Source organism: Serpentinicella alkaliphila, assembly GCF_018141405.1.
GTDB lineage: Bacteria > Bacillota > Clostridia > Peptostreptococcales > Natronincolaceae > Serpentinicella > Serpentinicella alkaliphila.
This window is the reverse complement of sequence record NZ_CP058648.1, coordinates 2,832,258-2,845,569: the sequence shown is the minus strand read 5'-3', so window position 1 is coordinate 2,845,569 and position 13,312 is coordinate 2,832,258. Positions and strand designations below refer to the sequence as shown.

Below are 13,312 nucleotides of genomic sequence, written 5' to 3'. Positions count from 1 at the left end.
ATCAGGCCGATGCAGCTGGAGGGGTAATTACACAGCCTTCTTTTTCTAATAATTTAATAGCATTTTTAATAAACTGCATCTTAAGTTTTTTATATAGGCCTTCTGGAATATCAGAGTAATTTGTATCTGATGGATTAAAAGCTTCTTTATTCAAAAACATGTGGTAGATGCAAGTAAGAATCATACGTGCAATGGCAATGATAGCTCGTTTATGACCACGACGTTTCTTTATATGGTCATACTTAATTTTAAAATAGGGATTCTTTTTATCTTTTATCGCAGCATTTGCACATTGAACAAGAAGGGGTTTGAGATAAACTCCAGCTCTTGATATGCGTACTGATTTTTTCTTGCCAGCACTTTCGTTATTCTGGGGAGTTAAACCTGCCCAAGAGCATAAATGCTTGGAAGACTTAAAAACAGACATATCAGTGTCGATTTCTGCAATAATATAAGTTGCTGAATTTTTGCTAATACCTGGGATAGTGACAGCATAATTAATGAAATCAGTGTAAGGTTCTGCCATAGATGAAATAGTTTTATCTAAATCATCAACACATTCGTTAATGTAATCATAATGCTTTGTGCAAACCTTCATTTTAACTGATTGATCATTACTAAGCTCATATCCGATAATTGACTGTATAATCTCATCGGCCTTTTCCTTTAACTTTTTCTGCAAAAGAGACTTACAGTGCTCAGGATCAAAGGTATCACAGGATAGAATATAGTCCACAATTGCAGAAGCAGATTTGCCAAAAGAGTCACTAACAACAGAAGCTAGAGCGATGTTGGATACAGTAAGAGCATTTTGTAGTCTGTTTTTTTCACTTGCTCTATGTCCAGTTAATTTAAAGCGATAGCGAAAAAGCTCCCTAAGCCTACGAATTTCTTTGGGAGGAATAAAGCTAGAAGGAACTAAACCGAATTTAAATAAGTCAGCAATCCAAGTGGCATCTTTGTCATCGGTTTTCTTGCCTTTAATAGCACGAACATATTTAGGATTAGCAATAACAACATGACAAGAATTCTCTAGCACATTAAAAATAGGAATCCAATACTTACCGGTGGATTCCATACAGACTTCAGTGCAGTTATGATTATGTAGCCATTTTTCAAGATTTTTGAGGTCAGAATTGAAAGTAGAAAAACGACGTTTGATATATGTAGTGACATTTTGCTTATCAGTTATAGCTATTGCAGCTACAAGAAACTTTTTATGAACGTCAATGCCACAACAAATAGGGTGGACAATCTTCGACATTAGCAACCCTCCAAAATAAAAATTGAAAATATATAGAAATTGACTGAGTATCCAGCAAAGAATACCAAGGAATTGCTTATACAATTATTAGGTTACGTGCTCATAGGCACACTCATTTGTGCTTGAGAAGATACTCGACACATGTTATTATACGGACTTGAATCCTAAAGTGGAGGAATCAATTCTACTCCCCCCTCCGTGCTCTGTAGTATATCTATATATTTTCACATTAAGTATAGACAAAAATCTGATTCGCTAGACACTTTCATTACGATTTGTGCCTGAGCGAAGCGAAAGGAATGTAAGTTATTATGAGAATCAAATTTGATGATATGCTTAAGGAATTTAAAAGAGTTTTGGTTAAAAAAGGCATGAGGGAAGAGGATGCCCAGGTTTCTGCTAAATTATTTGCTGAAAATAGTTTAGATGGAGTTTACTCTCATGGAGTTAATAGATTTTCAAGAGTCATTGATTACATCGAAAAAGGCTACATTGATATTAATGCAAAAGCTAAAAAAATAGGTGGAGATGGGTGTTTTGAGAGATGGGATGGAAATTTAGGCATTGGAAATATTAATGCTAAAATTTGCATGGATAAGGCAATAGAATTAGCAAAGGAATATGGCGTAGGTGTAGTTGCTATAAGAAACACAAATCATTGGTTGAGGGGTGGTGCTTATGGTTGGCAAGCTGCTGATGCTGGATGTGTAGGAATATGCTGGACTAATACTATGCCTAATATGCCAGCATGGGGTGCAAAGGATAGTAAAATTGGAAATAATCCATTTGTTATATCTATACCAAGAAGTAATGGAGAGCATGTTGTTTTTGATGGAGCCATGTCACAATTTTCTTATGGAAAAATTAATGAATATAAAATAAAGGGTATACAATTACCTTTTCCGGGGGGCTATGATTCAACTGGAAATATTTCAACTGACCCAGCAGAAATAGAAAAAACATCGAGGGTACTACCAATAGGATTTTGGAAAGGGTCGGGTTTATCCATAGCTCTTGACTTAGTTGCAACGATATTATCAGGAGGAAATTCTACAACTGATATAGGTCGAATGACTGAAGATGAATTTGGTTGTTCACAGGTTATGATAGCTATAGATCCTGGTAAATTTAATACACCGGAGATTACAGATATTATGATAAACAATGTTATAGATGATATAAAAGCATCACAACCTGCTAATGAAGGAGTTAAAATATCTTATCCTGGAGAAAGAGTAATATCTACTAGAAGAGAAAATTTAGAGAAGGGGATTCCCGTAATAGATTCCATATGGGAAGAAATAAAAAGCATGTAACTTCTTTATTTTATACCACAACAGATTAAAGGATTTTTTTAGTATAATGTTACATTAGGTAAATGACGTTTCTTAAAAAAACGATTGTAAAAATATGTTGCTATTAGGAATAAGGTAAAACTTAAAGCGTACTGAAAAGTAATAATTAATGTACCAAAAAATACAATTATACAATAAATAATTTTTATGATATAATAATTATCTTGGTAAAACAATTTAATATCTAAACGAGTAAGTTGGATGATCGCGGGCATAGCATAAGCTGTGAACGAGGAAAGTCCGAGCTCCAAAGGGCAGGGTGCTGGGTAATACCCAGTGGAGGTGACTCCAAGGAAAGTGCAACAGAGAGATACCGCCCCTTCCATATAATTAGAAGGGGTAAGGGTGGAAAGGTGAGGTAAGAGCTTACCAGCAACTAGGTGACTAGTTGGCTATGTAAACCCCATCTGGAGCAAGATCAAGTAGGGACTAAAAAGCGGCGGCCCGTCGTGTCCCGTGGTAGATTGCTTGAGCCTATTGGTAACAGTAGGCCTAGATAGATGATCATCTATGACAGAACTCGGCTTATAGACTTACTCGTATTATAATAAATGAAATTTCTAGGCTTTATGCCTAGATTTTTTAGTTTCTTGTATTCAATAGTGTGTGATTCTGAATTATGAGATCATAAGTCACATATAGAAGAGGTTTGAGACAAAATAAAAATAAAAAAAGACCAATTTTGTATTGGTCTAATAAAGAAAGTATATAAGAACGCAGGGTTGGCAGTAGTCCTGGAAAACAAAGTCCAGTAATCTACTACCAAATTAGATTGGGGAAGTAAAATTATTTCTTAACAATCAAAACAAATCACATTAGTTTTCATACTGTGTTATAAATGTTACAACGAAAGCAATCATCAAAATTGATAAAAGTGTATGGTTCATAAAAATACACACCTCGCATAAAAAATGTAGTTATTAAATTATTCAGTAGAAAAAAATTGTGAAAATAGTTTATTAGATTAAAACTATTACCAAAAGTATACAATACAAAAATAATTCTAGTATAATTTATTGTAAAGTACGAAACTTGTTAAATATTGCTGAAAAACCTTTATAAATTAAAAATGTTTGAAAAAAAGTTGCTACTAATGACACAATTAATACAGTTAAAAGACTACTAGTCATTGTTCTAATTCACTCCTGATATTTAAATAATTTAATATAAAACTATTTGCTTAATATCAAACTCTAAAATAAAGTATATATAAGATTTAAGAATAATATCTTATCGTAAATAAAATACATATAACTTAATATTTAATCCATTGGTTAAAAAATTGAAATTAGTAGTTTGTTATTAAATAATTATCAAATTAGTTTTATATAAAACTATTATATATTCGGTTTAGTTTGATGTCAAACTAATTTTTCAAAAAAACTAAAACTTAGTTTTATATAAAACTATTATTAAATAAATCGAGGAATTTCAACCCAGTGTAGTAGTTTCTGAGATGATGTAAGGAATTCAATATTTAAGTGTAATAGAATAATTTGAAACTAAAATTATTTTTTTATCGTCTATATTATGTGGTGGGGGTGTGAGACGTGAATAAAAAAAGAAAAATTAGTAGAGTAAGGAGATCGCTTTTCTTAATTTTAATTATTTGGTGTTCAGTTTTTTCAATTGATTATGTGTTAACTAAAAATAATTTAAGGCCAATTTTCGTAGTTAGAACAGGAATATATAAAGATGGTGGAACGAAGGAGTATATGGGTTTAGGGTATAAAGTAATTAAATTTAATACATTAGATGGCAGGAAGGATGCAGTTATAGGGACGTGGAAGTTAAATATAAACAATCTAACATTTCCGGATAATAATTCTTTTGAGGGTACCTATTTCAATGTACCTTCACAGTTATTTAGAGTTAGCTCATTTAATGAGAGTGGGTACCCAGAAATAAGAAAAATAATATCAATTAATAACCTAACAGATCTTATTAATGCATTAGAAATTAGTGATGAAATAAAAGGTAAAATTTTGAAACAGTATAATAAGGAATACTTTTTAACAGATAGTATAGTTGGAGTAGTACTTCAAGAGCCAAGTGGTTCTGTGTATCATGAATTAAGCAATATTGAATATTTAAACAAAAATCTTATGGTTAATATTAATAGATATATATCTAAAGTAGGCACAGATGATTTAGCTTGGTGGTTAATACTTATTGAAGTAGATAGAGGGTTACTGGAAAATGTTGAAAATTTAGATGTTAAATTAATAGATTTTTATGAGTAAATGTATTATTATATAATTAGTATCAATTATTAAAAATACTAGATTAAACTTCTTAATTAATAAGTTTGACATTATAGGTCTTTATAGCTATATAACTGTATATTATTTTAATTTATAATTAAAACAATACTTTCAATATGGTTTGGGGGATTGGTATTGATGAATAGTAGTATGATTAACTTAGAACAAATTATTGAACAGGCTGTGGATATACCAACACTACCTAATGTCGTTATTAGAATAATGGAATTGACCCAGGATGCAAATTCAACTGCAAAAGATATAGAAGAAGAAATTCTTAAGGACCAGGCTTTAACAGCAAAGGTTTTGAAATTGGCAAACTCAGCATTTTACAGTTACCCAAGAAGAATAAGTAGTATTTCTCAAGCTACAGTGTTGTTAGGTTTTCAAACTATTAAAAGTATAACCTTAACAGCTTCTGTTGGTAATATATTAAGTAAAGAGCTTAAAGGATATGCTTTAGGAGAGCAAACCTTATTAAAGCAATCACAGTTATGCGCAATGGTGTCAAGTATGATAGCTAAAAGAATAAAGTATAAAAAGGTTGAGAATGCATACATTGCTGGTTTGTTAAGGGATATTGGCAAATTAGTTTTGAATCACTATATGAATGAACAATATGTTAATGTGATTAACAAAGTAGATAAAGAAAATATTACATTTCTAGATGCAGAGGAAGCAATACTAGGTTTTAATCATGCTGAAGTGGGCTCAATTATTGCAGAAAAGTGGAATCTTCCTGCGGAATTAGTTGAGGCTATAGCATGTCATCACACTCCAGAATTGGCTAAAGTAAATAAAGAGATTACAGCAATTGTACATGTTGCAGATGCAATTGTTATGATGACAGGAATTGGGATGGGGATGGATGGATTAGCATATAACTTTTCTCCGGATGCTATTTCATTATTAGGTTTAACTGAAAAAGATGTGGAGGATATCTTATCAGATTCAACAGAATTATTAGTAGATCAAGATTAAACGTAAGCACTAGTACATAACTAGTGTTTTTATTTTTTTGGGAAACAATAAAGCTATAGTATACTAGTGAAAATGAGAGGTGGTAAATAATGTTAGATGTTGTTGCGGTAATACTTGAAAATGAGTTTGGAGACATATTAATCGCTAAAAGGAAAAAGGGGAAGGAGTTAGAAGGGTATTGGGAGTTTCCAGGTGGTAAGGTAGAGAAGAATGAGACTCCGGAAAATAGTCTCAAGCGAGAAATTAAAGAGGAAATGAATATAGATATACGTGTTGGAAGCTTTGTAGGGGAGAGTATTTATAAATATGAAAGAGGAACTATCAAATTACTAGCATATAAAGGCAATATTATACGTGGTGAAATCACGCTTTTAGACCATGATGAATATAGATGGGTAAAATATAAGGAATTAAAATTATATAAACTAGCTCCAGCGGATGTGCCATTAGTCGAACTAATAAAAATATAAATTCATTAATACTTAAGCAATATGGAAATAAATTACTTGTATTTACTATATCGTTATATATAATAAATACTATAGATGTAATAAATTATCAAAAAATGACGATTTGTGGTATGTGAAAAGAGGGACCAAGTATATGAAAAGCATAAGACGTTTAGTTGCACTAATAGTAACAGCAATTATATGTGTACTTACTATTGCATTACTAATTAATAATTATTACCTTAGGCCGATTCTCATTCAATGGGTAGATATGAATAAGGAACTTTTGGGATTTAGTGAGACATATATTGAGGCAGATTTAAATATCAGAGTTATGGATAACGTCGTATCACAAGTAACATCAACACAAATAATTGAACCAGGAAGACTTATTAGAATAAAAGATGCTCATAATGAAAATTATCAAAATTTAGTTTTAAAATTTGATCAGTTAATCTCTATTAATCAAAGCATAAATGGCACTTTGACTAGTTTAGAGGGATACTCATTACTAAGCTTTTTTATAAACTATGATAATTTTGTAAATTTATTTAAAAACTTGGCTGAAAAGACTGAAGCAATAAATAACTCGATATTAGACTTATCTGATATATCTATCACAGATCAAAAATTATCAATAGTAGAACTTCATAAGGAATACAAAGAGTTAAGGGCTCCTCTATCTGATGTAAGATTAAAATACGGAGAATTAACAGGCCAGGTTATACCTAAGTTTATTAATATTCTTAATATTACATTAATAGTTCTATTTGTAATAGTGACAGTACTTGCTTCTTTGCTTAATAAAGTAGCTGGACGCGTTTTAAGATATATTTTTGATAGTTTTAAAATTTTAAATAGTAATAATTATAATGTAAATAACATACCAAGATTAAAATCAACTTTTGAAGAAGAAAAATTAATTGGTGAATTTGTAGATGATATTTTTAACGAAAGATTATTCATAAATAAAATTAAGGAAATAGTAAGTACAGAATATATAATAGACAATATAATAGAGAAGCTTTTAGTATTAGTTAAGGATATTTTAAATACTGATAGAATCGGAGTAGCTTTTGTAGATTATAAAAAACAATCAATAATAGCAGAGCATGGTGCTTTTAATTATGGTAAAGTTCTTCTAGGCCCAGGTTTTGAAGTTGAGTTTCATAAAACTGGGCTAACTAAGTTAATTGACACTAAGAAACCTATTATTACTATGAGTATTCAGAATGAATTAGCCAAAAGACCAGAAAGTGAATCTCTAAAATTATTAAATCAAGAGGGCATTAAGTCAAATATGATAATACCCTTAATAATTAATAACGTAGTTTTAGGGTTTCTCTTCTTCAGTTCCGTAGAAGAAAATAACTATAATAGTAAATCAGTGCAATTTGGTGTGAAAATATCCACCGAAATTTCTAACATTTTGGATAAAACATATTTAACTAAAAAAATGTTTTCCACAGCTACTAGAACTTTTGCAAATCTAGTTGAAAAGCGAGATAATGAAACAGGTAACCATATTCTAAGAATGACCCAATATTCTAGAATAATAGCTGAGGAACTAATCAATCATCTAGATAGTAATTATAGAGTTAATGAGAGCTTTGTAAGTGATATCATTAACTATGCATCAATACATGATATTGGGAAAATTGGTATACCAGATGAAGTACTAAAAAAGCCTGGTAGGCTAACAAACGAAGAGAGAACTATAATGCAGACTCATTCCACGATAGGTGCTAGTATACTAACAGATCTTGAACAGAGCTTAAAAATATTTAACAGAGATTTTTATAGAACAGCAATTGATATTGCTCATTTTCATCATGAAAGATGGGATGGGAAGGGATACCCAGAAGGCCTATCAGGACTACATATTCCATTAGCAGCTAGAATCGTAAGTATTGCAGATGTTTTCGATGCTTTGACGTCGAGAAGGGTATATAAAGATAGCATTGGTTTTGAGGAATCAGTTAAAATAATAAATGAAGGTTCTGGTACACAATTTGACCCTCAACTAGTTCGTGTATTTAATAATGCGTTACAAAAATTTAAAGATGTTTATGAAAGTGATATCTTTACGAATAAAGATTATTATTATGAGAAACAATTTAGATTGAGCAATAATAAAGCATATACTTAATAGGTATATGCTTATTTTTTTAGGTTAAATTAGATTAACGAATGTTGATATTTGGTAATATTTATAAGTTTAACTAAATTTTATAAATAATATTAGTTATTTTAAAAGGATATTTTTGATAAATATCTAATATATATATTGAGTGTTTATTTTTATAAGATTAACTTTTAAAATAGGTTTTCTAAAACTTAAGGTTTTAGATATAACATTAAAAAACAATTTAGGAGGAATCGTTATGAATTTTGAAAACTTATTATTTGAACAAAAGGGTAAAGTTGGAATTATTACTATAAACAACCCAAAATCATTAAATGCTCTAAATCCAAGAGTGGTTGCAGATATTGAAAGTGCATTTGATCAAATTAGTAAAACTGATGAAATATCAGTTGTTATTATTACAGGTGCGGGTAAAGCCTTTGTTGCTGGAGCAGATATAGTTACTATGAGTACTATGTACCCAACAGAAGCAAGAAAATGGGCTGAAGAAGCTATGAGAACCTTTAGAAAAATAGAGCTTCTAGAAAAACCAGTAATAGCTGCAATCAATGGCTTTGCATTAGGCGGTGGCTGTGAATTAGCATTAGCTTGTGATATTAGAATAGCATCTGATAATGCTAAGTTAGGACAACCTGAAATAACCTTAGGGATTACACCAGGTTTTGGAGGTACTCAAAGATTACCAAGAGTAATCGGTGCTGCTAAAGCTAAAGAGTTTATCTTTACTGGTGGAATGTATACGGCAGAAGAGGCTGAAAAAGTTGGTCTGCTTAATAAGGTTGTTAAACCAGAAGAGCTTATGGATGTGGCTTTATCAATGGCAACAAGAATGTCAGAGCTTCCAAGTGTAGCAATGAGTTACTGTAAAACTGCTATTAATAGAGGAATTGAAGTAGATTTAGATACAGGTTTAGAAATCGAAAAAGATTTATTTGCTCTTTGTTTTGCAACGGAAGATCAAAAAGAAGGTATGGGAGCTTTTGTTCAAAAAAGAAAAGCAGAATTTAAAGGTAAATAATTAAATATTACGAGATCCTTAAGGAAATAATGTTTCTTAAGGATTTTTTTTATAAGATTATTGCTTTTTATTTAGTTTTAGGTTAGAATAGCTATAACTTAAAAAATTGAATCTCGTATAATAATGGAGATATGGTCCATAAGTTTCTACCAGACTGCCGTAAATGGTCTGACTACGGGTGATTTGTCAATATGTTTAGCTATGCATATATTTATGCATGGTTATACTTATATTTATAAATCTACAAACCTGTGGTGTAATTACTACAGGTTTTTTATTTTTTGACAAATTAGATGGGAGGCTAGTTATGGAATTATTAAGGAAAAAAATAATTCAAGATGGAAGAGTTTTAGAAGGTAATATATTGAAGGTGGATAGTTTTTTAAACCATCAACTTGATATAGAACTACTAAATGAAATTGGTAAGGAATTTAAAAAGAGGTTTGAAGGTAAAGAAATTACTAAAATTCTTACTGCAGAGGTTTCTGGTATAGCAATTGCAGCTATAGCAGCACAATATTTTAATGTTCCGGTAGTTTTTGCTAAAAAGTCAGAATCCAAGACCCTAGATAATGAAACTTATGAAGGTAATGTTTATTCTTATACAAAGGGAAAACAGTACAGGGTAAGGGTAGCAAAAAGATATATTAGTGAATCTGATAAGATTTTAGTTATTGATGATTTTTTAGCGAATGGTCAAGCGATTTTAGGTTTGAAAGAAATAGTTGACTCTGCAAATGCAAGTTTAGTTGGAGTTGGTATAGTTATAGAAAAAGGATTTCAAGATGGTGGTAATCTGTTAAGAAAAATAGGAATAAATATTCAATCGTTAGCAATTGTAGAGAAATTTCAAGATGGAGCAGTAGTTTTTAAATATTAAAATTTCTATAAAGGAGAGGATAAAAATGACAAATAAAATTTACCCTTGGTTTAAAAGAGAGGATATAGATGGGTTTTTTGCTTTATTTCAAAATAACTTAGCAAATTTCGTATTAATTGCTGTGTCAATGATTTCAATGGGTTTCCCAAGCAGTATTGTATATGGAAGAGTAATACCTGGAGCAGCAATTTCTGTAATGTTTGGTAACCTATACTATGCGCATATGGCTGGAAAGCTTGCAAAAAAAGAAAATAGAACAGATGTAACTGCTTTATCTTATGGAATAAGTACACCTGTTATGTTTATTTATTTATTTGGTGTTTTAAGACCAGCCTTGGAATTAACAGGAAATCCAGAAACAGCATGGAAAATTGCAATGGCAGCCTGTTTGCTTGGTGGTGTAGTAGAAGCTTTAGGAAGTGTTCTAGGGAAATGGGTTCACAAGCATTTACCAAGAGCATCAATGTTAGGAGCTTTAGCTGGAGTTGCTTTTGCTTTTATTGGAGGGGAATTGTTCTTTAAAACGTTTGAAATGCCTATAGTGGGAATGCTTGTTTTAGCAATTATACTAATTGGACTTGTTACAAAAAGACCTATGCCTTTTAAAATACCAGCATCATTATTTGCTATAATTATTGGTACAACATTATCTTATGCTATTGGGCAATCTGATGTTAGTAAAATTACTGAAGGATTATCAACAGTAGGTTTCTATTTACCACTCCCTACACTAGGATTTATTGAAGGTTTTTCTTATTTAACTAGTACAATGGCAGGACTATTTGCAATTTTATTACCAATATCAATTTATAACTTTATTGAAACAATGAATAACGTTGAAGCAATGGCCGCTGCAGGGGATAGTTATGATGTACAAGAAGCACAATTATTCGACGGCGTAGGAACAATTGTAGGCTCTTTATTTGGTGGGGTTTTTCCAACGACAGTTTATATAGCATCAATTGGTTCTAAGTGGATGAATGCTGGTAGAGGGTATTCAATTCTTAACGGGGTAGTATTTCTTGTAGCATCTACCTTTGGAATTATTGCAGCTATGTCTAAAATTATACCAATTGCTGTTATATCACCGATACTTGTATTTGTAGGTATTTCAATGGTATCTCAAACCTTTGCTTCTGTTGAGAAGAAACACTTTCCAGCTGTAGTACTTGCAATGTTCCCATATTTTGCAAATTATATTATGACAAGATTTAATGGACCAGCTGGAGATGTAGTTAAAAATCTTTCTAGTGGTATTGTTCCATTAGGACAAGGTGCTATGTTTACAGGATTAATATGGGGAGCAATTTTAGTATTTATCATTGATAATAAGTACTATAGTGCGGCAATTGCAGCAGTCGCAGGGGCATTCTTATCTGCTGTAGGATTTATGCACGCCCCAAAATTAGGATTATTCTTTGATTATCAATACTTTGTTGGATATATAGTTATGGCTATATTCTTTGTTGGGTACAAATTCTCATTCGATGTTAAAGAGAGTGATAGTACTGTGGTGTTAGGAGCATTAAAAGCGAGTGTTGAAGAAAAATAAATAATAAATTCGATACTAAAGACATACTAAAGGCGTTGTTATAAGCAACGCCTTTAATATTTTTTTGCATGGTATTATGCTTCTTTAATAATAAAAGATATTAAATTATTGCAATATTCGACATAATTAAAAATAATAAAATGGTACTATAGTACTATACAATTAAGTTGATTCTTATGGAGGGGATTTTTATGGCATCTGAGTTAAGTTTGATAGTTCTTGCGGTTTTGTTTAGCTCAATTATCTCTTTTATTATACAGAATTTAGTATTTGAATGGGATAAAGAGAGTGGTAAAAAGTTTTTTCAATGTATGCTCATTATTTTACTTATGGCGCTTATATTGAAACGTATCCCTTTAATCGCAAGAATACAACTTCACTACGGTTTTTTTACTGCAATAGTATTTAATATTTATAAACAAAATATTTTTATATCCTCAGTCGTTAGTTTTTTCACAAGCATTATAATAAATTTAGCTGATATTGGATCTGGTTTATTATTGCATACAACTAGTAGTTTGCTAAAGGAAGATATTACAAGTAGTATAGAATTAAATACATTCTTGTACTTGACTATGCTAGCAATTTCAGTTTTATTGATTAGCTTTGTTAATTTAACATGTAGAGAATTCTATATCAATAAAAATACATTAAATAAATATGAAACTGTAATGCCATTAGTTTTTATTCTCATCCTATTTGTTATTAGTTCCCTAAGAATAATCCAAAATATATCTTATGCGAATTTTCATATAGCTCAACTATTGATGCTAGTAATAATAATTACTATTATGGGTCTATTAGTTTCTTTCTTTATTCTAACAAGGGATTATCTAATTAAATCAAGCGAATATGAATTAATGAAAAAGAGAATAGAAATTGATAGCATGACTAATACATACGTACGTGAATCAGGGTTGAATTATATGAGAGAGGCCATAGATGTATGCAAGAAGGATAAAAAGCCTATTTCCTTCGGATTTATTGATATAAATAATCTAAAGCATATAAATGATAGTTATGGACATCTAGAAGGAGATAAATGTATTGTTAGAGTTAGTGGAGCAATTAATAGTATTCTAAGGAAGAGTGATTATATATGTAGACTTGGTGGTGACGAATTTGTTTTCGCATTACCCGGATGTGAATACATAAAAGCGGAAGATGTGGTAAATAGAATAAGATTAGAATTAGGTAAAATTTCTTCTGAATTATCCTATGATATTAGTATAAGTGTTGGGTTATATGAAAAAAATCCAATTGAGGATATAGAACTAGAAGAAATTATTAATACTATAGATAAAGAAATGTATAAGGATAAAATAAACTATAAAATATTGACTGAAAAAAGCTTATAGTATTTTTAAAATTAAGTAAGTGTATACAAATATTAAAAGTGATGG

General features: G+C 30.6%; 10 protein-coding genes, 1 other RNA gene and 1 riboswitch. Of the genes, 10 read left to right on the top strand and 1 reads right to left on the bottom strand.

Going from position 1 to position 13,312, the window contains the following annotated elements:
* Position 1: 1 nt before the first annotated feature.
* Complete coding sequence (locus HZR23_RS14540; RefSeq protein WP_132847214.1) at positions 2 to 1,264, bottom strand: IS110 family RNA-guided transposase; 1,263 nt, start codon at positions 1,262 to 1,264, stop codon at positions 2 to 4.
* 311 nt (positions 1,265 to 1,575) lie between these two features.
* On the opposite strand from HZR23_RS14540, the gene yiaK reads away from it, so the two are divergent.
* From yiaK to HZR23_RS14490, 10 genes are all read left to right on the top strand, one after another.
* Positions 1,576 to 2,580: a 3-dehydro-L-gulonate 2-dehydrogenase gene (gene yiaK, locus HZR23_RS14535; RefSeq protein ID WP_132847213.1), complete on the top strand. Its 1,005-nt coding sequence runs from the start codon at positions 1,576 to 1,578 to the stop codon at positions 2,578 to 2,580.
* 228 nt (positions 2,581 to 2,808) lie between these two features.
* An RNA gene (gene rnpB / locus HZR23_RS14530) (RNase P RNA component class A) lies at positions 2,809 to 3,163 on the top strand.
* 1,006 nt (positions 3,164 to 4,169) lie between these two features.
* Entirely contained in the window at positions 4,170 to 4,862 is a 693-nt protein-coding gene (locus tag HZR23_RS14525) for a hypothetical protein (protein WP_132847212.1), read from the top strand.
* A 159-nt stretch (positions 4,863 to 5,021) separates the two neighbouring features.
* Complete coding sequence (locus HZR23_RS14520) at positions 5,022 to 5,864, top strand: HDOD domain-containing protein (RefSeq protein ID WP_132847350.1); 843 nt, start codon at positions 5,022 to 5,024, stop codon at positions 5,862 to 5,864.
* Between the two features lie 89 nt (positions 5,865 to 5,953).
* The gene (locus HZR23_RS14515; protein WP_132847211.1) at positions 5,954 to 6,334 is read left to right on the top strand and encodes a (deoxy)nucleoside triphosphate pyrophosphohydrolase; all 381 of its coding nucleotides are present in this window, start codon (positions 5,954 to 5,956) and stop codon (positions 6,332 to 6,334) included.
* Positions 6,335 to 6,467: 133 nt separating this feature from the next.
* Positions 6,468 to 8,462 carry an HD domain-containing phosphohydrolase gene (locus HZR23_RS14510; RefSeq protein ID WP_132847210.1) on the top strand — a complete coding sequence of 665 codons (1,995 nt, stop codon included), beginning with the start codon at positions 6,468 to 6,470 and terminating at the stop codon, positions 8,460 to 8,462.
* Positions 8,463 to 8,697: 235 nt separating this feature from the next.
* Complete coding sequence (locus HZR23_RS14505) at positions 8,698 to 9,477, top strand: enoyl-CoA hydratase-related protein (RefSeq protein WP_132847209.1); 780 nt, start codon at positions 8,698 to 8,700, stop codon at positions 9,475 to 9,477.
* 93 nt (positions 9,478 to 9,570) lie between these two features.
* Positions 9,571 to 9,672, top strand: a riboswitch (purine riboswitch).
* Between the two features lie 112 nt (positions 9,673 to 9,784).
* The gene (locus HZR23_RS14500) at positions 9,785 to 10,357 is read left to right on the top strand and encodes a xanthine phosphoribosyltransferase (RefSeq protein WP_132847208.1); all 573 of its coding nucleotides are present in this window, start codon (positions 9,785 to 9,787) and stop codon (positions 10,355 to 10,357) included.
* Between the two features lie 25 nt (positions 10,358 to 10,382).
* On the top strand, positions 10,383 to 11,909 hold the full coding sequence (locus HZR23_RS14495) for an NCS2 family permease (RefSeq protein WP_243098141.1): 1,527 nt from the start codon (positions 10,383 to 10,385) through the stop codon (positions 11,907 to 11,909).
* Positions 11,910 to 12,100: 191 nt separating this feature from the next.
* A complete protein-coding gene (locus HZR23_RS14490) occupies positions 12,101 to 13,267 on the top strand; it encodes a GGDEF domain-containing protein (protein WP_165913574.1) in 1,167 nt (388 codons plus the stop codon).
* The last annotated feature ends 45 nt before the right edge of the window (positions 13,268 to 13,312 follow it).